This window comes from Pseudomonas sp. LBUM1645 (assembly GCF_059716185.1).
Window position 1 is genome coordinate 7,011,678 of record NZ_CP166811.1, and the last position, 22,255, is coordinate 7,033,932.

Below are 22,255 nucleotides of genomic sequence, written 5' to 3' on the forward strand. Positions count from 1 at the left end.
AGTCAGACTTCTGCATCCTGCCATGAGAGAACGGCGGCCCCTGAATGGTTCCGCCGCTGCCACATGAAACTATTCGGCGATGAGCGCTTCGACCTTGAGGATCTGCTGCTCCAGCGTGGCCTTGTCGGCGCAGCGCAGGTTGGCGTGACCGACCTTGCGACCGACCTTGAACGCCTTGCCATAGTGATGCAGATGGCAATCGGCAATCGCCAGGACTTTCTCGGTCTCCGGCACTTTACCGATGAAGTTGAGCATCGCGCTCTCGCCGACCTTGGCCGTCGAACCCAGCGGCAGACCGGCAACGGCCCGCAGGTGGTTTTCGAACTGGCTGCACTCGGCACCTTCAGTGGTCCAGTGACCCGAGTTATGCACACGCGGGGCGATCTCGTTGGCCTTGAGGCCACCGTCGACTTCAAAGAACTCGAACGCCATCACGCCGACGTAATTCAGTTGCTTGAGCACACGGCTGGAATAGTCTTCCGCCAAGGCTTGCAGCGGGTGGTCGGTGCTGGCCACGGACAGTTTGAGGATGCCGCTGTCGTGGGTGTTATGAACCAGCGGATAGAACCTGGTTTCGCCATCGCGAGCGCGCACGGCGATCAACGAGACTTCACCGGTGAACGGCACGAAGCCTTCCAGCAGGCAGGCGACGCTGCCCAGTTCAGCGAACGTGCCGACGACATCTTCAGGTTTACGCAGGACTTTCTGGCCCTTGCCGTCGTAACCCAGGGTGCGGGTTTTCAGCACGGCCGGCAGACCGATCGAAGCCACGGCAGCGTCCAGATCGGCTTGCGATTGAATGTCGGCGAACGCCGGGGTGGGAATCCCCAGGTCCTTGAACATGCTCTTCTCGAACCAGCGATCACGGGCGATGCGCAGGGCTTCGGCGCTCGGGTAGACCGGGACGAATTGCGACAGGAAAGCCACGGTTTCGGCCGGGACGCTTTCGAACTCGAAAGTCACCAGATCGACTTCATCGGCCAGCTGACGCAGGTGATCCTGATCGCCGTAATCGGCCCGCAGGTGCTCGCCCAACGCGGCTGCGCAAGCATCCGGCGCGGGGTCCAGGAAAGCGAAGTTCATGCCCAGCGGAGTGCCCGCCAGCGCCAACATGCGACCCAACTGGCCGCCACCGATTACACCGATCTTCATCGTCAACAACCTCAGGCGATGCGTGGGTCTGGATTTTCCAGGACGCTGTCTGTCTGCTCAGCGCGGAATTTTTTCAGCACCGTGTGGAACTGTGGGTGCTTGGCACCGAGGATGCTCGCCGAGAGCAGCGCGGCGTTGATCGCGCCAGCCTTGCCGATGGCCAGGGTGGCGACCGGAATGCCCGCAGGCATCTGCACGATAGACAGCAGCGAATCGACGCCCGAGAGCATCGACGACTGCACCGGCACGCCCAGTACCGGCAGGTGGGTCTTGGCCGCACACATGCCTGGCAAGTGAGCCGCGCCGCCGGCACCGGCGATGATCACCTCGATGCCACGCGCCTCAGCCTCTTCGGCGTACTGGAAGAGCAGGTCCGGGGTGCGGTGGGCAGAGACCACTTTCACCTCGTAAGGAATGCCGAGCTTTTCCAGCATATCGGCGGTGTGGCTAAGGGTGGACCAATCGGACTTGGAGCCCATGATCACGCCAACCAGTGCACTCATCGTCGTGCCTCTTCTCTCTGGGCGCCCGCAGGCGCGTCAAAAAACAACAAGCCACGCAAAATGCGTGGCTTGATTGTACGAATTATGGCCGGACGAACCGGCCGAAGGCCGCGCAGTATACCTCAATGAAGCAGATAAACAGCCCCCGATACGACCATCTGTCATTCGACGCAAAGTGCCGGTTTTATTGACCTGAAGGTCAACGGAAGATCGACACAATTCCCTGTGGGAGCGAGCTTGCTCGCGATGGCGTCGGGACAGTCACCATTGATGTTGAATGTTAGTCCGCCATCGCGAGCAAGCTCGCTCCCACAGGGTTAGTCGTTATGCTCAAGCACCTTGCGCGGCGCCGCCCTCGAGCTTGCGCCACAGCAACCGCACGTTCGCCTTGCGCACCAGCGCGCAGCGGTACAAGCGAATCTCCAGCGGCACATGCCATTGCGGGCCGCCGCAAACCACCAGTTCACCACGAGCCAGTTCGGCACGCACGCTGAGCCGCGGCACCCAGGCAATGCCCAATCCTTCCAGTGCCATGCTTTTAAGGCTGTCGGCCATGGCGGTTTCGTAAATGGTGCTGAAGCGCAGCGCGCGCTGGCGCAGCAACATGTTCACCGAACGCCCGAGAAATGCACCGGCGCTGTAAGCGAGCAGCGGCACACTGCCTTCGCCTTCCAGATCGAACAGCGGCTTGCCCTCGGCGTCCGCCGCGCAGACTGGGAGCATTTCAGTGTCGCCAAGGTGCAGCGACGGAAAGATTTCCGGGTCCATCTGCATTGCGGCATCCGGGTCGTAAAACGCGAGCATCAGATCGCAACCGCCTTCACGCAGGGCATGCACCGCATCACCGACGTTGGTTGCCACCAGGCGCGTCGCGATGTTCAGGCCTTCATTACGCAATTGCGCAATCCAGCGTGGGAAGAACCCCAACGCCAGGGAGTGAGCGGCGGCGACCTGCATCACCTCGCCCTGCCCGCCTTCCAGGTGATGAAGGTGACGCAACACTTCACCGAGCTGCTCGACCACCGTCCGCGCGGTGACCAGAAACAACTGCCCCGCCGCCGTCAGCTCGATCGGCGTGCGCGAGCGATTGACCAGGGTCAGCCCCAGCGCGGCTTCAAGGCTGCGGATTCGTCGACTGAACGCCGGCTGAGTCACGAAGCGTCGTTCGGCAGCCTGGGAGAAGCTGCGGGTGGCGGCCAGAGCACTAAAGTCCTCCAGCCATTTACTTTCAAGGTTCATCACGGCCTCCCGGACACGCACCAATTTAGGTCACACGCTCGCCGCAGACACGGCGTCACATGGGCATTATGCCGAATGTGCATAGGCTAGTGTTTAACAGCATTGGCCCAAAATTCTCCACAAGCCTAGCATTTGCAGTGTTCCGGCACAGACCGGGTCCATATCGAGATGATTTCTATCATGTCCTCCGCTGCATCTTTCCGCACAGAAAAAGACCTGCTTGGCGTACTCGAAGTACCTGCTCAAGCGTATTACGGCATCCAGACCCTGCGAGCGGTGAACAACTTCCGTCTCTCCGGCGTTCCGATTTCGCATTACCCGAAGCTGGTTGTCGGCCTGGCCATGGTCAAACAGGCCGCCGCTGACGCCAACCGCGAACTGGGTCACCTGAGCGAAGCCAAGCACGCTGCCATCAGCGAAGCCTGTGCACGTTTGATCCGCGGCGATTTCCACGAAGAGTTCGTGGTGGACATGATTCAAGGCGGCGCTGGCACTTCAACCAACATGAATGCCAACGAAGTGATCGCCAACATCGCGCTGGAGGCCATGGGTCACCAGAAGGGCGAATACCAATACCTGCACCCGAACAACGACGTGAACATGGCGCAGTCGACCAACGACGCCTACCCGACCGCGATCCGTCTGGGTCTGCTGCTGGGTCACGACGCGCTGCTGGCCAGCCTCGACAGCCTGATCCAGGCGTTCGCTGCCAAGGGTGTTGAGTTCAGCCATGTCCTGAAGATGGGCCGTACCCAGCTGCAAGACGCCGTGCCGATGACCCTGGGTCAAGAATTCCGTGCCTTCGCCACCACATTGAGCGAAGACTTGGCACGCCTGAAAACACTGGCACCTGAACTGCTGACCGAAGTGAACCTGGGCGGCACCGCGATCGGTACAGGCATCAACGCCGACCCGCGTTACCAGCACCTGGCCGTTCAGCGTCTGGCGCTGATCAGCGGTCAACCGCTGGTTCCAGCCGCCGACCTGATCGAAGCCACCTCCGACATGGGCGCCTTCGTGCTGTTCTCCGGCATGCTCAAGCGCACCGCGGTCAAGCTGTCGAAGATCTGCAACGACCTGCGCCTGCTGTCCAGCGGCCCACGTACCGGCATCAACGAAATCAACCTGCCAGCGCGTCAGCCAGGCAGCTCGATCATGCCCGGCAAGGTCAACCCGGTTATCCCGGAAGCGGTTAACCAGGTGGCGTTCCAGATCATCGGCAACGACCTGGCCCTGACCATCGCGGCCGAAGGCGGCCAGTTGCAACTGAACGTGATGGAGCCGCTGATCGCGTTCAAGATCTTCGACTCGATCCGCCTGCTGCAACGCGCCATGGACATGCTGCGCGAGCACTGCATCGTCGGCATCACCGCCAACGAAGAGCGCTGCCGCGAACTGGTCGAGCACTCGATCGGTCTGGTCACCGCGCTGAACCCGTACATCGGCTATGAAAACGCCACCCGTATCGCCCGTATCGCCCTCGAAAGCGGCCGCGGCGTGCTGGAACTGGTGCGCGAAGAAGGCTTGCTCGACGACGAAATGCTCGCCGACATCCTGCGCCCGGAAAACATGATTGCTCCGCGTCTGGTGCCTCTGAAGGCTTAACCGAACGCAACGCCGGCGCTTGCTCTTTTAACGAAGAGCACGAAGCGCCACGCTCACCAGGTCGAGGGACTAGACACCTCTCACCTTTTGAGGGCTTGGGGATTTATTCCCCAAGCCCTTTTTTTTAACTCTTTTGCGGATGCGAATATGCCTGATACCGCAAAGATCGCAGCCTTCGGCAGCTCCTACAGAACTTGACGTACACCTGTAGGAGCTGCCGAAGGCTGCGATCTTTTGATCTTGCAGCACCTCGTTTCGATGCTTGCACCACAATCGTGCAGACGGACGGCACGCTCATCGGTATAGTGCCGCCCCTCTTCGCGTGAGCGGTCGTCGGTAACGAGGCCCAAACCCATGCGAAACCCGAACTAATAACAAACCCGCAATATGAAATCGGGACGAACCTTCGCCTCGCCTGTTTTGCCGCGCGCAATCCGGCGTAACGCGATGTTTCGGCCCGCCCAGCATTTGCCTACACAAAAAACAGCGAGGAATAATCCATGCTCGAAGTCATTAACGACTTCCTCTCAGGGAAAGTACTGATCGTGCTCATTGTCGGGCTCGGTAGCTACTTCACGATCCGCTCGCGTTTCGTTCAATTACGCCACTTCTTCCACATGTTCGCGGTGTTCCGCGACAGTCTGAAAAGCAGCGCCGGTCAACTCAGTTCGTTCCAGGCCTTGATGCTCAGCCTCGCCGGCCGCGTCGGTGCGGGTAACATCGCCGGTGTCGGTATCGCCGTGACCCTGGGTGGCCCGGGTGCGGTGTTCTGGATGTGGGTGACCGCGCTCGTCGGCATGTCCAGCAGCTTCTTCGAATGTTCCCTCGGCCAGCTCTACAAGCGCTGCGACTCCGACGGCACCTACCGTGGCGGCCCGTCCTATTACATCCAGCACGGCCTGCAGAAACGCTGGCTGGGCATGATCATGGCGTTCCTGCTGCTGATCACCTTCGGCTTCGCCTTCAACGGTCTGCAATCCCACGCCGTGACCCACTCGCTGAACAACGCTTTCGGCCTCGACACCACCTGGACCGGACTGGCCTTGGCGGTGTTGCTGGGTCTAGTGTTCATCGGTGGGATCAAGCGCATCGCCAAGGTCGCTGACCTGCTGGTGCCGGTGAAAACCCTGGTGTACATCGGCGTGACCATCTACGTGATCGTGCTGCAATTCGATCACGTACCGGCGATGCTGATGACCATCGTCAAAAGCGCCTTCGGTCTGGATCAAGCCTTCGGTGGCCTGATCGGCAGCGCCATCGTCATGGGCGTGAAGCGCGGCGTGTTCGCCAACGAAGCAGGCCTTGGCAGTGCGCCAAACGTGGCTGCGGTCGCGTCGGTCGAGCACCCGGTGGCACAAGGTGTGGTTCAGGCGTTCAGCGTGTTCCTCGACACCTTCGTGATCTGCACCTGCACCGCGTTGCTGATCCTGCTCTCGGGCTTCTACACCCCGGGCTTCGAAGGCGACGGTATTGCCCTGACCCAGAACTCCCTGGCCGCCGTGGTCGGTGACTGGGGCCGGAGTTTCATCTCCGTGGCCCTGTCGTTGTTCGTGTTCACCTCGATCCTCTACAACTACTACCTGGGCGAGAGCAACCTGCGTTTCCTGATCGGTGAAAACCGCAAGGCGCTGATCGGCTACCGCGCGCTGGTACTGGTGCTGATCTTCTGGGGTGCTATCGAAAACCTCGGCACGGTGTTCGCCTTCGCGGACATCACCATGACCCTGCTGGCATTCGTGAACCTGATCGCGCTGTTCCTGCTGTTCAAAGTCGGCATGCGCATCCTGCGTGACTACGATGACCAGCGCGCGGCCGGCATCAAGACGCCCGTGTTCGATTCGAGCAAATTCCCGGACCTGGACCTGGACTTAAAAGCCTGGCCAGCCAATCCGCCAGCGGCCGCCATCAAGGCTGAAGCCGAGCCGCAAGGCATACCCGCAGCGCAACGCTGATCGGTAAAAAACCGGGCGCATCCCCTGCGCCCGGCGTGACACAGCGTGCGGTCAGCGTCATGCTCGACCGCATGCTGTCATCGTTCTCGGAGAACCCCCATGAATTCCTCGACCTTCCCTGCCGCCCAGCACGTCATGGTGCTCTACACCGGCGGCACCATCGGTATGCAAGCCAGCGCTCATGGCCTGGCCCCGGCGTCCGGTTTCGAAACACGGATGCGCGAGTATCTGCACAGCCAGCCTGACCTTGTCGTGCCGCAGTGGCGCTTTCGCGAGATGTCGCCGCTGATCGACAGCGCCAACATGACCCCTGATTACTGGCAGCAACTGCGTGAAGCGGTGGTTGACGCCGTCGATGTCCAGGGCTGCGACAGCGTACTGATCCTGCATGGTACCGACACCCTCGCCTACAGCGCGGCGGCCATGAGTTTTCAATTGCTCGGCCTGCAAGCCCGCGTGGTGTTCACCGGCTCCATGCTGCCGGCCGGCGTGACCGACAGCGATGCCTGGGAAAACCTCAGTGGCGCGCTGGTTGCTCTGGGTCATGGCCTTGCGCCGGGCGTTCATCTGTACTTCCACGGCGAACTGCTGGACCCGACCCGTTGCGCGAAGGTGCGCAGTTTCGGTCGCCATCCGTTCAAGCGTCTTGAGCGTCAGGGTGGCGGCGTGAAGGCGCCAGCGCTACCAGTGGAGTTGCATTACCGCAAGATCAAGCAATTGGCGAAAGTCGCTGTGCTGCCGTTGTTCCCCGGCATTAGCGCCGAGCAGCTTGATGGTGTGCTGAACAGTGGCATTCAAGGCCTGGTGCTGGAGTGCTACGGCAGCGGCACCGGACCGAGCGACAATCCAGAGTTCCTCGCCAGCCTGGAACGGGCGCGGGACAAGGGTGTTGTGGTGGTCGCGGTTACACAGTGCCATGAAGGTGGCGTTGAGCTGGATGTGTATGAGGCAGGTAGTCGGTTGCGCGACGCGGGCGTACTTTCCGGTGGCGGCATGACGCGTGAGGCGGCGTTCGGCAAGTTGCACGCGCTGTTGGGTGCAGGGCTGGAAACTACTGAAGTTCGACAGCTGGTAGAACTCGACCTGTGCGGCGAACTGAGCTGATACAACCGGAGTGCCTGTATCGCCGGCCAGCCGGCTCCTGGGGTTTTGCAGGAGCCGGCTGGACGTGAGGGTTACTTCTTGACCTGATAGTCCTGGCCCCACACTCGTACGGTGCTGGACGTCTCGATCGGCCCTTCAAAAATGAATTTCTGCCGCACGGCCGCTTTTGGCGGAATGGTGACCTGATCGGGGTTGTCCAGGCTGGCCGTCAGCCCATTGGCATAACCGTCCTGATCGATCGCCAGCAAGGCCCCGGTCTGCTTTAGGTTGATCAAGCGCAGCTGGTTGTCGCTGCTGTTCTTGAAACCCAGGGTGATATTGAAAGTGTCGCCAACGGCCTCGGTCTTCAGCACCTGAACATCGATGCGGTCCTTCATTTGCTCGCGAGAGGAAACGATCGAAGCACCGTCAACGCCCTGTGCCGACTGGCGCCCGTCGAGCACCCCTTCACTGACCCCGCCCAACAGGTTTTTGCCTGCCGAAATCGCCGAAGAGACCGCAGCCTTGGCCGAATCCTTGATGGTGCTGTCGTTGGCCGGCTCGGCCTCGGCAAAGCACAGCGAGCTGAGCAACAAGCTGGAGGCAAAGAGAATGGAGCGCGAGGGAGTGAACGTCATACCTAGTCCTTTATGGTTGTCTGCAACACCACCCAAGGGGTGAATGGCAGGCAGGTTGCACCAATCGGCTATCGCCGGCAAGCCGGCACCAACAGGAGCGGCATGCAACTTGCTCCCCTCATGCTGACCTCATGAACGGAAGCGAGCATGCTGCACTCTCACCTCACGACCCTCAACGCGGTGTCACTGATTCTCAACGCCTTCAAGGACCAGGGCCCGCCCAGCGAAGCCTTGCTGGCTGGAAGCGGCATCAGCCCGGCGGACTTGAGCCGGGCGGACACGCGCATCACCACCAATCAGGAGATGCAGGTCTGCGCCAACGCCGTCGCGCTCAAACGTGACATCGGCCTGGAACTGGGCCGGCGGATGCACGTTTCGTCCTACGGCATGCTCGGGTACGCCTTACTCACCAGCGCCACTTTAGGTGACGCCTTGCGGCTGGCACTGCACTATCCGGCGCTATTAGGAACACTGTTCGAGTTGAGCCTGGAAGAAGATAACGAGCGCATCTGGCTCACCGCTGGCGACTATCGGGAAAACCCTGCGCTGGCGCCATTCAATGTCGAGTTTTGCCTGGTTTCGATGAAGGTCACTTGCGAAGACCTGCTCGGCCAACCGTTGCCGCTGCTTGGCGCCCGCTTCGAATACCCGGCACCGGACTATCAGGCACGCTACACCGAACGTTTCGATTGCCCCTTGCAGTTCGACGCTGCGTCCAACGCCTTTGCCTTCGACAAAGCCTGGCTGGATCACCCCCTGCCTCTGGCCGACGCCATCACCCATCAAGCCATGGCCGAACGCTGCCGCAAACAGAACACCGAGTTCACGGGTCGCCAGGTGTGGCTGGGACGAATCCGCCAGCTACTCAGCGCGCAGTTGAATGCGGCGCCCGGCCTCGAAGGTTTGGCCGAACAGATGAATTGCTCGGCGCGCACCTTGCGTCGGCACCTGAAGGACCTGGGTTGCAGCTATCAGGAGTTGCTCGATGAACTGCGGTTCGAACAGGCCAAACGCATGCTCTGCGAGGAGCAACTGCCGATCTATCAAATCGCCGAAGCGCTGGGTTTCAGCGAGACCGCGAGTTTCCGTCATGCGTTCGTGCGCTGGAGCGGTGTGGCACCGAGTCAGTTCCGGCCGTGACCCGCCCCTGTGGCGAGGGAGCTTGCTCCCGCTGGTCTGCGCAGCAGACCCAAACCAAACACCGCATTCCTCCCTTCAGATAGCATTTGCCGGGTTGCGACTGCTGCGCAGCCGAGCGGGAGCAAGCTCCCTCGCCACAGAGGGGCGAATTCCGGTCAATTCTTTTGGCCATATCGATCCCCTTTTGGCCTTTCCTGCCGTTCTCTCAAACGCTGCGCGCCGCAAGACTGTGTTCAACCGAATCAGCCTGCGGAGAACAAGAAATGCTGACGATCTACTCGGACGATCATCACCTGCACCACGGCCGTTGTGAATTGATGGACGGGCAACTGATGCCCTGCTTCGAAATGCCTTCGCGAGCCGACCATGTTCTGCAGCGCGTGCAGTACCGCGACCTCGGTCCGGTCGAAGCGCCGCAGGATTTCGGCCTCGACCCGATCGCGCGCGTCCACAGCCGCGACTACCTCGACTTCTTCAAAGGTGCCTGGGCGCGCTGGACTGAATTCGGTACCGACGGCGACTTGCTGCCCTACACCTGGCCGGCCCGCACCCTGCGCCGGATCATGCCCACCAGCCTGCACGGCCAGCTCGGCTATTACAGCTTCGACGGTGGCGCACCGATTACCGCCGGCACTTGGCAAGCAGCGTACAGCGCGGCGCAAGTCGCGTTGACCGCTCAAGCCGTCATTCAACGCGGCGCCCGCAGTGCCTTCGCCTTGTGCCGTCCACCGGGACACCACGCCGCCAGCGATTTAATGGGCGGTTATTGCTACCTCAACAACGCCGCCATCGCCGCGCAGGCGTTCCTCGATCAGGGCCACAAAAAGGTCGCGATCCTCGACGTCGACTACCACCACGGCAACGGCACTCAATCGATTTTCTATGAGCGCAGCGACGTGCTGTTCACCTCGATCCATGGTCATCCGGAAGCCGAGTTCCCGTTCTTCCTCGGCTATGAAGATGAGCTGGGTGAAGGGGCCGGCGAAGGCTTTAACTTCAACTACCCTTTGCCGGCCGGCAGCGGCTGGGACAGTTGGAGCGCCGCGCTGGAACAAGCCTGTAAAGAGATCGAAAAGTACGGCGCCGATATCGTCGTCGTATCCCTGGGCGTCGATACGTTCAAGGACGATCCGATCTCCCAGTTCAAGCTCGACAGCCCGGATTACCTGGCCATGGGCGCGCGCATCGCCGGCCTCGGCAAGCCGACGCTGTTCGTGATGGAAGGTGGCTACGCGGTAGAAGAAATCGGCATCAATGCCGTGAACGTTCTTGAAGGTTTTGAAAGCGCCCAATGAGGAATTAGAACAATGAAAAGTCTCAAGCGTTTTATCGCCCCCGCCCTGTGCGCCACGGTGCTCAGTGGTGCAGCTCATGCTGAAGAGCGAACGTTGCGCGTCTACAACTGGTTCGACTACATCACCCCCAAAGCGCTGGAAGACTTCAAGGCCCAGAACACCCAGACCAAACTGGTCTACGACATCTTCGACACCAACGAAGCCCTCGAGGCCAAGCTGCTCACCGGTAACTCCGGCTATGACGTGGTCGTACCGTCCAACGTGTTCCTTGCCAAGCAGATTGAGGCCGGCGTTTTCCAGCCTCTGGATCGCAGCAAATTGCCGAACTGGAACCACCTCGATCCCAAGCTGATGAAGCTGATCGAAGCCAACGACCCGGGCAACAAATTTGCCGTGCCGTACATGTACGGCACCATCCTGATCGGCTTCAACCCGGACAAGATCAAGGCAGCATTAGGCGCCAACGCACCGGTGGACAGCTGGGACCTGATCTTCAAGGAAGAGAACATCAGCAAGCTCAAGCAGTGCGGCGTGGCCCTGCTCGACTCGCCGTCGGAGATCCTGCCGCTGGCCCTGCAACACCTCGGTCTGGACCCCAACAGCAAGAAGCCGGCGGACTACGAAAAGGCTGAAGCGCTGTTGATGAAAATCCGTCCGTACGTCACCTACTTCCATTCTTCGAAATACATGGCCGACATCGCCAACGGTGACATCTGCGTCGCGGTCGGTTACTCCGGCAGCTTCTCCCAGGCAGCGAACCGCGCCAAGGAAGCCAAGAACGGCGTGATCGTCGACATGCGCCTGCCGAAAGAAGGCGCGCCAATCTGGTTCGACATGCTCTCCATCCCGAAAGGCGCGAAGAACCCGGAAGACGCCTACACCTTCATCAACTACTTGTTGCAGCCGCAGGTGATTGCACCAGTCAGCGACTTCGTCGGTTACCCGAACCCGAACAAGGACGCCACGGAAATGGTCGACCCGGCGATCCGCAACAACCCGAACCTGTACCCGACCGAAACGGCGATGAGCACGCTCTACACCCTGCAACCGCTGCCCCGCGATGCCGAACGGGCGCGGACCCGGGCCTGGACCAAGATCAAGTCCGGGACCTGAAACCTGTCCTTGACCTCAGGGACGCCAAGCCTTTTGCAACCGCCCGAGCGCTGCGATGATCGCCGCCTCGGGCACCGCCGCAAAGCCCAGCACCAGCCCGGCGCGTTGATCCACAGTGTTTTTCGAATCCGGTAGCCAATAACTGCTCAGGCCATTGATCTCGACATCGACGCTGGCGGCGGCTTCGATCAGTTCGCGTTCGCGGACCTCAGTATCGACCGCCACCGTCAGGTGCAGCCCTGCCGCCACGCTCGGCAAGCTGCCAACCCCGGGAATGTCCGAGGGCCAGTTGGCCAGAAGCGTATTACGGCGACTCAACGCGGCGCGGCGCATGCGGCGGATGTGCCGTTGGAAATGCCCGGCCGCCATGAACTCGGCCATGACAGCCTGGGTGCTCACCTCGGAATGCCGAACATCGACCGCGCGACGCTGGGCGAAAGCGTCTACCAATGCCGGAGGCAGCACCAGATAGCCCAGGCGCAATGCCGGGAAAGCCACTTTGCCGAAGGTGCCGACGTAGAGCACCCGCCCGTGACGATCAAGCGCAGCCAGCGGTGCCAGTGGCGCGCCGCTGTAACGATACTCGCCGTCGTAATCATCCTCGACGATCCAACCCTCGGTTCGCTCGGCCCAGGCCAACAACTCCAGCCGCCGCGCCAGACTCATCACCACCCCGGTCGGGTATTGATGCGACGGCGTGACATAGGCCAATCGACAATCGTTAAGCCCATTCAATTCGGTGCAGTCGATGCCCTCGCTGTCCACCGCCACCCCGTGCAATCGCGCACCGGCCACGGCAAACGCATGACCCGCCGCCCGATACCCCGGATTCTCGATCGCCACGCCATCGCCCGGCTCTACCAGCAGCTGTGCACAAAGGCTAATCCCCTGCTGTGCGCCACTGGTGATCACTATTTGCTCAGCCGTGCACTGCATCCCCCGGGAGCTGCGCAAATACGCGGCAATCAGGCCGCGTAATCGCGCATCGCCCGCTGGATCGCCATAACACAGTTGCTGGAGATCCGGTTTACGCCAGAAAGCCGCATTCAGCTTGGCCCAGACCTCGAAAGGGAACAGATCGAAAGCCGGAACGCCCACGCGAAATGCGCGGGGTGGACCGACGGGAGGCAGGGCCAAATGATTCCTTTCAACCCGCCCCAATGCGCCGCTGTGGATAACTTTGCTGGATGAAACCACAGGTAAATCCAGCCAATTTGTGGATAAGGCTGTGGGTAACCCTGTTGACAACCCTGTGGATACTTTTGTGGATAGTTTTTTCACCGGCAACGCTGATTGAGGCAATTGCGCGACATACGTCCCGTCACCCACACGTCCTTCAATAAAGCCCTCGGCGTAGAGCTGATCGTAGGCCCGGACCACGCTGTTTCGGGAGATCGACAACGCCGCCGCCAGATCGCGACTGGCCGGTAATCGCGTACCACCGGCCAGCCGACCGTCGAGCACTCGCACCCGCAAGGCTTGATAGAGCTGACGGCTCAAACCCTGACGTCGATCGAGTTCGATACCGGCCGGGTTGAATGACAAGGACAGTGGCTCGCTGGTCATGGCAATGGACCTATGAAATTGGTCGTTAATGGCTCTTACAACAGACCAATAGCCTGCCTAGGATGCAGGCATTCGCCAAGGAAAATCTCCATGTACACGCCAAGCAGCTTTGCCATAGATGATTTGCATGAACTGCACCAGCAGATACTCGGCACCCGCCTCGCTGTGTTGGTCACACACGGGGAACAAGGTCTGCAGGCCAGCCATTTGCCGCTGCTGTTGAGTTCAGACCAGGGCCCGAATGGCACCCTTTATGGACACTTCGCCAAGGCCAATCCGCAATGGAAGGAACTGCAGAACGGCGCCGAAGCCCTGGTGATTTTTGCCGGTGCCGACGCTTACGTCAGCCCGGGGTTTTACCCGAGCAAAGCCGAACACGGCAAAGTGGTGCCGACCTGGAACTACGTCGCCGTGCACGCCTACGGCACGGCCGAAGTGTTCACCGACGCCGATCGCCTGCGCACTCTGGTCAGCGCGTTGACTGATCGCCATGAAGCGGGTCGCGCCAGTCCATGGAAAGTCGCCGATGCCCCCGCCGACTACATTGACGGGATGCTCAAGGCCATCGTCGGTTTTGCCTTGCCGATCCAGCGCCTCGAAGGCAAACGCAAGCTCAGCCAGAACCGTAGCGCTGCAGACATCAGCGGTGTGCGCGAGGGGCTTGCTGCCAGCCCTGACGCGCACGACCAAGCCCTCGCCCACTTGATGCGTTAAGGAACGAACATGAGTCAGATCGACATCCGCCAGGTCACCGCCGACGACCACGCCGCCTGGTTGCCCTTGTGGCAGGCGTACCTGCGTTTCTACAACACCGAACTGCCTGAGGCCGTCACCCAAACCACATGGCAGCGCATGCTCGACCCGAGCGAACCGACCCATGCCGCGCTGGCCTGGGCCGATGGCAAAGCGGTGGGCATGGTGCATTTCATCTACCATCGATCGAACTGGAGCATCGAAAACTCCTGCTACCTGCAAGACCTGTTGGTAACGCCTGAAACCCGCGGCACTGGCGTCGGCCGACAGTTGATCGAATTCGTTTACGCGACAGCCAAAGAGGACGGTTGCTGCAAGGTCCACTGGCTGACCCACGAAACCAATGCCACCGCGATCCAGCTCTATGAGCGCATCGCCGAACGCCCCGGTTTCATCCAGTTTCGCAAAGCCATTTAAGGTTCAAGGAGAACAGCATGTCGACTTCACTCGCCGACTGGAAAGGCGTCCCGGCACCGTCGGTTCAAACCATCGAAGGGCGTTTCATCCGCCTGGAAAAACTCGACCCGACGCGTCACGCCGACGGTTTGTGGGAGGCTCTGCAAGGACCGGGTGCCGACCCGAAACTCTGGGACTATTTGCCATACGGGCCTTTCCCGGAGCGTAGCGCGTTCAACGATTGGCTGAACAATCATGCGGCCAATAGCGACCCGTACTTCTTCAGCGTGATCGACCGGGTCAGCGGCGATGTGCAAGGCATCCTCAGTTTGATGTCGATTGTTCCTTCACAAGGTCGGATCGAGATCGGCCACGTGACGTTTGGCGCGCCGATGCAGCGCTCGCCGAAAAGCACCGAAGCGGTTTATTTGCTGGCCAAGGAATCCTTTGCGCTGGGTTATCGCCGTCTGGAGTGGAAGTGCAACAACGGCAACGCCCGCTCCAAATACGCGGCCGAGCGTCTGGGGTTCAGTTTTGAAGGCGTGTTTCGCCAACACATGGTGGTCAAGGGTCAGAACCGGGATACGGCCTGGTACTCGATTCTGGATTCGGAATGGCCAGCGATCGGGGCGGGGTTTGAGCGGTGGCTATCCGATGAGAACCAGACGGATTCGGGGCAGGTGAAAACGTTGGCGGAGTGCCGCGGGTAATCTTCGGCGCCCGAACGGGCGCCATCGCGAGCAAGCTCGCTCCCACAATTGATATGCGGCGATCCCCAATATTGCGTTCACCGAAAATCCCTGTGGGAGCGAGCTTGCTCGCGATTGGCTTCACGCTAATTTCTGGGCAAGCACCGCAATATGCTCCGGCCCGATCCCGCAGCACCCACCCAAATGACTGGCGCCGCGTTCTTTCCAATCGGCCGCCCACTGCAAGTAACCCGGCGGATCAAGGTCTTCACGCAACGGGTCCAGACCGTCATTGGCCGTGGCCTCTTTCGGTTGCGGCGGGAAGGCATTGGCGTACGCGCCGATGTGAATCTTCACCCCCAAACGCTCGAAGGTTTCCCGCGCGGCATCAATTGCAGCACCGATCACTTCCGGCTGGCTGCAGTTGAACAGCAACGTCTCGACGCCCAGCTCAGCCGCCACTGCTGCGGCTTCAGCCACCGGCTCACCCGAACGCAAGCGCGGCACCTCGTCCGTGTCTTCATCCTTCAGGGTAAACGACAGCCAGAACGGCTTGCCGTCTGTTGGCAGTCCGGCATGGATCGCTCGCGCTTCAACGATCGAACTCTGGGTTTCCGCCAGCCACAGATCGACATGAGGTGCCAACCCCTTCACCAGCGGCGACAACAATTCAGTCGCCCGAGCAGCATCGAAAAGGTCCGGACGATAGGACCCAAACAGCGGCGGCAATGAACCGGCCACACGCACCGCTTTGCCCGAAGCCTCTACCGCGCGCCGAGCCAGCTCACCCGCCAACGCCGCGAGCGCCTGCCCTTCTGCTGCAAAACGCTCTTCGCCAATGTGAAACGGCACCACCGCGTAACTGTTGCTGGTAATCACGTTCGCACCGCTTTCGATATAAGCCGTGTGCACCGCCTCTACCGCTTGCGGCGCTTCGCTCAAGGCCAGCGCCGACCACTCGGGCTGTCTGAACGGCGCGCCTCGACGCTGCAACTCACGACCCATGCCGCCATCCAGAATTACTGTGCTTGCTGCGCCCATATGCTTTTCACTCATAAGCTTATGAAAATAACTCACTACCAGAGTCGTTATTATAACTATTTAATACGCACCATCCGGTTAATAACAACCTCTTTTTTATCAGGGATCGACTGTGAAATTCCAACCACTACTGGCCCTGGGCCTGACGATTCTGGCTGCCTCAACCCAAGCCTTTGGCGGCGCCACGCTGGATCGCGTCGAAAAAAAGAAAGAACTGGTCGGCGTGTTGATGGAAAGCTATCCACCCTTCTCGTTCCTCAATGATCAGAACCAACTCGACGGCTTCGACGTCGACGTGGCTAAGGCCGTGGCAGACAAACTGGGCGTCAAACTGCGCCTCGAAACCCCGTCCTGGGACGTGATCGCGGCCGGCCGCTGGAGTGGGCGCTACGACATCTGCATCTGCTCCATGACCCCGAGCAAGGCCCGCGCCGAAGTCTTCGACTTCCCGGTCGAGTACTACGCCTCGCCAGCGGTGATCGTGGTCAACGCCAAAGATGACAGCATCCACAGCGCCAAGGACCTGAGCGGTAAAAAAGTCGGTCTCACCAGCGCCTCCAGCTACGAAAGCTACCTGAACAAGAACCTGGTGATCGAAGGCGCCGAAGACACTCAATTGCAGTACCCGTTCGAGGACGTGCAGATCGCGCCGTATGACACTGACAACGTGGCGTTCCAGGACCTGGGGCTGGGCGCTGGCGTGCGGCTGGATGCGATCCTCACCAACCTTGTCACCGCCCAACCGCGCCTGACCGAAGACAAACGCTTCAAGCTCGCCGGCGAGCCGCTGTACTCGGAGCCGAACTCGGTGGCCATTGAAAAAGGCGACGCCCAGTGGGACGCCAAAGTGCGTGACGTCTTCGCTCAGCTCAAACAGGACGGCACCCTGAGCAAGCTTTCGCAAAAATGGATCGGCGCCGACATCAGTAAATGACTTCTTTCCCCAAACCTCCCCAGCCGCCGCAACCGGTGGCTGAGTCGCTATTGCAACGGATCTTCGGTTTCCGCACGCGGCTGTACCTGACCTGGGCAGCGATGTTCGGATTGTTCGCCAGCTTCTTCCTGAGCTTCGACCTGAAGTTCTCGATCATCCTCGACAAACTGCCGAACCTGATCGGCCTGCACCTGGCGCCCAACGGCTTCTTGCAGGGCGCGGCGCTGACGTTGTTTTTGTGCCTGTGTTCGATCGTGACCTCCTCGCTGCTGGGCTTCATCACCGCCCTGGCGCGGCTGTCGAAAAGCGCCGTGGCCTTCGGAATTGCGAGCTTCTATGCCTCGTTCTTTCGCGGCACACCGCTACTGATCCAGATCCTGCTGATCTACCTCGGCCTGCCACAACTCGGCATCGTCCCGGGCGCCATCGCCGCCGGCATCATCGCCCTGTCGCTCAACTACGGCGCGTACCTCAGCGAAATCTTCCGCGCCGGCATCCTTGGCGTCCCTCACGGCCAACGCGAAGCATCCCTGGCCCTGGGCATGCGCGAAACCGTGATCTTCTGGCGCGTCACCCTGCCCCAGGCCATGCGCACCATCATCCCGCCGACCACCAACCAATTCATCTCGATGCTCAAAGACTCGTCGCTGATCTCGGTGATGGGGGTTTGGGAAGTTATGTTTTTGGCGCAATCGTATGGGCGGTCGAGCTATCGCTACATCGAGATGCTGACGACGGCGGCGGTGATTTATTGGGTGATGTCGATTGGGCTGGAGCTGATTCAGGCGCGGATGGAGCGGTATTATGGGAAGGCGTATTTGAGCCGTAGTTAGCGAACGGAAGATGAGTTTCCGAGTTGCGATAGCCGACCATGTCTCGATTTGTTGTAAGAAAAAGCGTCAGTCCGAACGGGTAAAAACAACCTTCCTCAGGAGGCTGGCAATTTTCTACACAATCTTCTGATAACCCCCGCAAGCCCGCCGGAAGCAGCTGACATCGGCACCTATAGCCTCTCTCTTAGAGTTGGCCTCCTTTCAAAAGAGGCCGTACTCGATGCCCGCTCTACACAAATACCGACCGAAACACCTTGTCCTGGCCATTGCGATTGCAATCGGTTGTGCAGAAACCTCCATGGCCGAACAACTGACAGCTCAGGCCGACTCCAACGCGAAGCCCACCAAAACCCGAAAAAAAACCGCCACCCCTGTTGCCCCCACCGGCGATCAGTTTGAAGACATCGAGCCCATCGGCCCACTTGAACTTACAGCCCGACCAGCGGCCCCACCGAGCGAAGATCAGACAACTCTGCAGGCAGCGACAAAATCTGTCAGCGCTGCGATCGAGTTCGACGATACTTTTTACGAAGCCCTTGTGTTCCCCGAACCCTCCGCGACAGAAGAGGTAGTCGTTGCAGCCCAAGAGAACCCTTTCGACGACTTCCAGAATGCCTACACCACTCAACACACAATCCTTTCAAAACCTCTCGAAAACATCGATGGTGTTTCCTTGCAGCTGGGTGAGGCCGACGACCTGCTCGTGATCAACAATGGCACCCGATGGGACGGCCGTATAGACGGGGGGGAAGGAAAAAACGGCTTGCTGCTGAACGCCACCGAAGGCGGTGAGATTGGTGAAACAAATAACTTTGAAGGTGTACGCGTCGCCCGAGGCCTTTGGACGCTAAGCCATGACTTCAACGGCACCGCCGAGGTCAAGGCCGGAGCCGCTCTATTGAACAACGGCTCGATAACGGGTGATGCCTATGTCGACCAAAATGCAGTCTTTGGCGGTAAGGGCGACGTTGGAAATTTGTACGTGGCCGGCAGGCTGCTTGTCAGAAAAGATAGCGCCCCCATCATTAGGGGCAACCTGGAGTTATCCCAAGACGCAGCTGTCGACTACATCGTGTCGGCCACTGAAGGCGCTTCAGCGCTTTCGGTCGAGGGTACGGCCACACTAGGTAACGCAGGTTTGAATGTTGTTGGTATCCCCGGTAACTACGCCCAAAGCACCGTCCACACCGTGTTGAATGCCGGAAAGATTGAAGGTGAGTTCGGGCGAGTCAGCAACAATCTGGCGTTCATGACGCCGAAGGTTTCCTACAGTGACACTCAAGTGGCCCTGGCCTATACGCGCAACGACGTGCCGCTCGAGACGCTTGCCACCTCTGCCAGCGCGCAGGCCCTGGCCCGCAGTGTGGACACCCCAAAAGCCGCGACCGCCAACGCCGCCGTCACCGCCCTGCTCGCCTCCACCACCGAAACAGCCTCCCTGGCCATCGATCAGTTGGACGGCAGCCAGAACGCCAACCTCGCCAAGGCGACCCTGAGCAGTGACAGTCCGGTGAGCGCAACCATGCTCTCGGCCATGCGTCAGCTGGACAGCGCCAGTAGCTACAGCCATTCCACCAAGCGCAATGCACCACGCCTGGCCGCCGGCAGCGAAGACAATGGCCGAGTCTGGCTTCAAGCATTGGGTCACGGTGGGACGCTGGATCGTGACTACGATGCTCTGAAACACACAACCCACGGCCTGGTACTGGGAGCGGATTGGGGCATCGATGAGGAATGGCGCATCGGGGTGATGAGCGGCAAATCCGAAACGCGCCTGGACAGCCGCGGACTCGACGGCGATCTCGACAGCTGGCATTTGGGAGCTTATGCCCTACGTCAAAACGGACCAATGTCCCTGCGCCTGGGTGCGACCTATAGCAACCACGACGGCAGCACTAAACGCCGGGTTGCCTTCAAAGGTTTCAGCGACCGTCCCGAAGGCCGTTACGATGCCAACACCCAGCAGGCCTTTGCGGAATTGGGTTACAACCTGGGCCGGGCGAACGTCAGCATCGAACCGTTTGCCAGCCTGGGCTACCAACGCTATCAGCGCGACACTTACACGGAAAAAGGTGGCGCAGCGGCACTGAAGGTACACGGTCAAACCCAGACCAACATGAACAGCACATTCGGCTTGAGACTGGCGAGGCTCAACACTCTGGATAACGGTATGCAACTGACGCCACGGTTCAGCGCCGGCTGGAAACACACTTACGGGGACGTCTACAGCGATACCCGCCAACGATTGGTGACGGGCGGAAAAAACTTCACCGTTTCCGGTGCGCCGCTGGATCGTGACAGTCTGCTGGTCGATGCAGGGCTGGACCTTGGATTGTCAGCAAAACACACCCTGGGCGTCGGTCTCACTGGCGAGATCGGCACCGACAGCCGAAACCACGGCGTGACGGGTCAGTGGCGAATGAGTTTCTAACAGCCACAAACCCGGGGCGAAAAAAAAGGGGAGCACATGCCCCCCCGAGGTTTAAAGCGGTATATCGAGGCTGTTAACTCAGCCTTCGATCTCGATCAGGATTTCGCCCGGGTTTACCCGGTCGCCCTTGGCCACGTGGATGGCGGTGACTTTGCCGGCGATGGCCGCCTGGACTTCGGTTTCCATCTTCATCGCTTCGGTGATCAACACGGCCTGGCCGGCTTTCACGGTGTCGCCTTCCTTGACCAGCACGTCGACGATGTTGCCCGGCATAGTGGTGCTGACGTGGCCCGGTGCAGTGGCTTGCTTGCGCTTGCTGCTGCCGCCGCTGACGAATTCGTTGAGCGGTTCGAACACCACTTCTTCCGGCATGCCGTCGATAGACAGGTAGAAGTGACGCTTGCCTTCAGCCTTGACGCCAACACCGGTGATGTCGACGCGGTAGGTTTCGCCGTGGACGTCGATGACGAACTCGGTCGGCACGCCTTCGCCACCGGCCGAGGTCACGCCGCCTGCTTCAGGAATCGGCAGCAGCACTTCAGGTGTCAGGGTGCCGGCAGCGCGTTCTTCGAGGAACTTGCGACCGATGTCCGGGAACATGGCGTAGGTCAGCACGTCTTCTTCAGACTTGGCCACGGTGCCGATTTCGCCACGCAGCTTGGTCATTTCCGGCTTGAGCAGGTCGGCCGGACGCACGTCGATCACTTCTTCGCTGCCGATCGCCTGGCGACGCAGTTTTTCGTTCACGGTGCCCGGCGCCTTGCCGTAGCCGCCCTGCAGGTAGAGCTTCACTTCGTTGGTGATGGTCTTGTAGCGCTCGCCGGCCAGCACGTTGAAGAACGCCTGGGTGCCGACGATCTGCGAGGTCGGGGTCACCAGCGGCGGGAAGCCGAGGTCTTCACGAACGCGCGGGATTTCGGCCAGCACTTCGCTCATGCGGTTCAGGGCGCCCTGCTCTTTCAACTGGTTGGCCAGGTTGGAAATCATCCCGCCCGGTACCTGGTTGACTTGAACGCGGGTGTCGACGGCGGTGAACTCGCTTTCGAACTGGTGGTACTTTTTGCGCACGGCGTAGAAATACAGGCCGATCTCTTGCAGCAGTTCCAGATTCAGGCCGGTGTCGAACTCGCTGCCTTTAAGGGCGGCAACCATCGACTCGGTGCCCGGGTGGCTGGTGCCCCAGGCGAAGCTGGAGATCGCGGTATCGATGTGGTCGGCACCGTTTTCGATGGCCTTGAGTTGGCACATCGCGGCCAAACCGGCGGTGTCGTGCGAGTGAATGAACACTGGCAGCGATTGCTCGGATTTCAATGCCTTGACCAATTCGCCGGTGGCGTACGGAGTCAGCAGGCCGGCCATGTCCTTGATCGCCACCGAGTCGCAACCCATGGCTTCCATTTGCTTGGCTTGCGCCACGAACGCCTCGATGGTGTGCACCGGGCTGGTGGTGTAAGCGATGGTGCCTTGAGCGTGTTTGCCGGCGGCTTTCACTGCTTCGATGGCGACGCGCAGGTTACGCACGTCGTTCATGGCGTCGAAGATGCGGAACACATCGATGCCGTTGACCGCAGCCTTGGCGACGAAGGCTTTGACCACGTCGTCGCTGTAGTGGCGGTAGCCCAGCAGGTTCTGGCCGCGCAGGAGCATTTGCAGGCGAGTGTTAGGCAGCGCCGCGCGCAGTTGGCGCAGACGCTCCCACGGGTCTTCTTTGAGGAAGCGTACGCAGGCGTCGAACGTTGCGCCGCCCCAGACTTCCAGCGACCAGTAGCCGACTTTGTCGAGCTTGTCGCAGATCGGCAGCATGTCTTCGGTGCGCATGCGGGTCGCGAGCAGCGATTGGTGGGCGTCGCGCAGGATTGTGTCGGTAACGTAGATTTGCTTGCTCATTGTTC

At 60.3% G+C, this 22,255-nt stretch carries 19 protein-coding genes; 12 read left to right on the forward strand and 7 right to left on the reverse strand.

From position 1 onward, the window contains the following. Window positions 1-69: 69 nt before the first annotated feature. The 3 genes from ACA079_RS32070 to ACA079_RS32080 all read right to left on the reverse strand — a co-directional run bounded on the left by ACA079_RS32070 (window position 70) and on the right by ACA079_RS32080 (window position 2,894). Window positions 70-1,152, reverse strand: a complete 1,083-nt coding sequence (locus tag ACA079_RS32070) for a 5-(carboxyamino)imidazole ribonucleotide synthase (RefSeq protein WP_033059270.1) — start codon at window positions 1,150-1,152, stop codon at window positions 70-72. 11 nt (window positions 1,153-1,163) lie between these two features. Beyond that, the gene (gene purE / locus ACA079_RS32075; protein ID WP_462003315.1) at window positions 1,164-1,655 is read right to left on the reverse strand and encodes a 5-(carboxyamino)imidazole ribonucleotide mutase; all 492 of its coding nucleotides are present in this window, start codon (window positions 1,653-1,655) and stop codon (window positions 1,164-1,166) included. A gap of 330 nt (window positions 1,656-1,985) precedes the next feature. Then, on the reverse strand, window positions 1,986-2,894 hold the full coding sequence (locus ACA079_RS32080) for a LysR substrate-binding domain-containing protein (RefSeq protein ID WP_497702123.1): 909 nt from the start codon (window positions 2,892-2,894) through the stop codon (window positions 1,986-1,988). Between the two features lie 180 nt (window positions 2,895-3,074). On the opposite strand from ACA079_RS32080, the gene aspA reads away from it, so the two are divergent. The 3 genes from aspA (at window position 3,075) to ACA079_RS32095 (ending at window position 7,555) form a co-directional block, all read left to right on the forward strand. Continuing rightward, window positions 3,075-4,499, forward strand: coding sequence for an aspartate ammonia-lyase (aspA, locus tag ACA079_RS32085; RefSeq protein ID WP_010465341.1), 1,425 nt, complete (start codon window positions 3,075-3,077; stop codon window positions 4,497-4,499). A 500-nt stretch (window positions 4,500-4,999) separates the two neighbouring features. Beyond that, window positions 5,000-6,451 carry an alanine/glycine:cation symporter family protein gene (locus tag ACA079_RS32090; protein ID WP_497702124.1) on the forward strand — a complete coding sequence of 484 codons (1,452 nt, stop codon included), beginning with the start codon at window positions 5,000-5,002 and terminating at the stop codon, window positions 6,449-6,451. A 99-nt stretch (window positions 6,452-6,550) separates the two neighbouring features. Continuing rightward, window positions 6,551-7,555 (forward strand): asparaginase, encoded by a 1,005-nt coding sequence (locus tag ACA079_RS32095; protein ID WP_497702125.1) that lies wholly within the window; start codon window positions 6,551-6,553, stop codon window positions 7,553-7,555. 71 nt (window positions 7,556-7,626) lie between these two features. On the opposite strand, the gene ACA079_RS32100 is transcribed toward ACA079_RS32095, so the two are convergent. Beyond that, window positions 7,627-8,172 carry a hypothetical protein gene (locus ACA079_RS32100; protein ID WP_497702126.1) on the reverse strand — a complete coding sequence of 182 codons (546 nt, stop codon included), beginning with the start codon at window positions 8,170-8,172 and terminating at the stop codon, window positions 7,627-7,629. A 147-nt stretch (window positions 8,173-8,319) separates the two neighbouring features. Here ACA079_RS32100 and ACA079_RS32105 point away from each other — a divergent pair, with 147 nt between their 5' ends. The 3 genes from ACA079_RS32105 (at window position 8,320) to ACA079_RS32115 (ending at window position 11,720) form a co-directional block, all read left to right on the forward strand. Beyond that, window positions 8,320-9,312 carry an AraC family transcriptional regulator gene (locus ACA079_RS32105; protein ID WP_497702127.1) on the forward strand — a complete coding sequence of 331 codons (993 nt, stop codon included), beginning with the start codon at window positions 8,320-8,322 and terminating at the stop codon, window positions 9,310-9,312. A gap of 263 nt (window positions 9,313-9,575) precedes the next feature. Then, the gene (locus ACA079_RS32110; RefSeq protein ID WP_046053901.1) at window positions 9,576-10,607 is read left to right on the forward strand and encodes a histone deacetylase family protein; all 1,032 of its coding nucleotides are present in this window, start codon (window positions 9,576-9,578) and stop codon (window positions 10,605-10,607) included. 12 nt (window positions 10,608-10,619) lie between these two features. After that, the gene (locus ACA079_RS32115; RefSeq protein ID WP_497702128.1) at window positions 10,620-11,720 is read left to right on the forward strand and encodes a polyamine ABC transporter substrate-binding protein; all 1,101 of its coding nucleotides are present in this window, start codon (window positions 10,620-10,622) and stop codon (window positions 11,718-11,720) included. Window positions 11,721-11,735: 15 nt separating this feature from the next. On the opposite strand, the gene pdxR is transcribed toward ACA079_RS32115, so the two are convergent. Next, window positions 11,736-13,286, reverse strand: coding sequence for a MocR-like pyridoxine biosynthesis transcription factor PdxR (gene pdxR, locus ACA079_RS32120; protein ID WP_497702129.1), 1,551 nt, complete (start codon window positions 13,284-13,286; stop codon window positions 11,736-11,738). Window positions 13,287-13,376: 90 nt separating this feature from the next. On the opposite strand from pdxR, the gene ACA079_RS32125 reads away from it, so the two are divergent. Genes ACA079_RS32125 through ACA079_RS32135 form a run of 3 tightly spaced genes read left to right on the forward strand, consistent with a single transcriptional unit; the run spans window position 13,377 to window position 15,145 of the window. Next, window positions 13,377-14,000: an FMN-binding negative transcriptional regulator gene (locus tag ACA079_RS32125; protein WP_497702130.1), complete on the forward strand. Its 624-nt coding sequence runs from the start codon at window positions 13,377-13,379 to the stop codon at window positions 13,998-14,000. A gap of 9 nt (window positions 14,001-14,009) precedes the next feature. Then, a complete protein-coding gene (locus tag ACA079_RS32130; RefSeq protein ID WP_497702131.1) occupies window positions 14,010-14,456 on the forward strand; it encodes a GNAT family N-acetyltransferase in 447 nt (148 codons plus the stop codon). Window positions 14,457-14,473: 17 nt separating this feature from the next. After that, window positions 14,474-15,145 (forward strand): GNAT family N-acetyltransferase, encoded by a 672-nt coding sequence (locus ACA079_RS32135; protein WP_497702132.1) that lies wholly within the window; start codon window positions 14,474-14,476, stop codon window positions 15,143-15,145. A gap of 120 nt (window positions 15,146-15,265) precedes the next feature. On the opposite strand, the gene ACA079_RS32140 is transcribed toward ACA079_RS32135, so the two are convergent. Continuing rightward, a complete protein-coding gene (locus ACA079_RS32140; protein ID WP_497702133.1) occupies window positions 15,266-16,165 on the reverse strand; it encodes a homocysteine S-methyltransferase family protein in 900 nt (299 codons plus the stop codon). 112 nt (window positions 16,166-16,277) lie between these two features. On the opposite strand from ACA079_RS32140, the gene ACA079_RS32145 reads away from it, so the two are divergent. From ACA079_RS32145 to ACA079_RS32155, 3 genes are all read left to right on the forward strand, one after another. Next, on the forward strand, window positions 16,278-17,099 hold the full coding sequence (locus ACA079_RS32145; RefSeq protein WP_033059249.1) for an ABC transporter substrate-binding protein: 822 nt from the start codon (window positions 16,278-16,280) through the stop codon (window positions 17,097-17,099). Then, entirely contained in the window at window positions 17,096-17,932 is an 837-nt protein-coding gene (locus ACA079_RS32150; protein WP_497702134.1) for an amino acid ABC transporter permease, read from the forward strand. The genes ACA079_RS32145 and ACA079_RS32150 overlap by 4 nt, the downstream gene beginning before the upstream one ends. 220 nt (window positions 17,933-18,152) lie before the next feature. After that, window positions 18,153-20,363 carry an autotransporter outer membrane beta-barrel domain-containing protein gene (locus ACA079_RS32155; RefSeq protein WP_497702135.1) on the forward strand — a complete coding sequence of 737 codons (2,211 nt, stop codon included), beginning with the start codon at window positions 18,153-18,155 and terminating at the stop codon, window positions 20,361-20,363. A 78-nt stretch (window positions 20,364-20,441) separates the two neighbouring features. Here ACA079_RS32155 and oadA read toward each other — a convergent pair whose 3' ends face one another. After that, window positions 20,442-22,250: a sodium-extruding oxaloacetate decarboxylase subunit alpha gene (oadA, locus tag ACA079_RS32160; protein ID WP_415772349.1), complete on the reverse strand. Its 1,809-nt coding sequence runs from the start codon at window positions 22,248-22,250 to the stop codon at window positions 20,442-20,444. Between the last annotated feature and the right edge of the window lie 5 nt (window positions 22,251-22,255).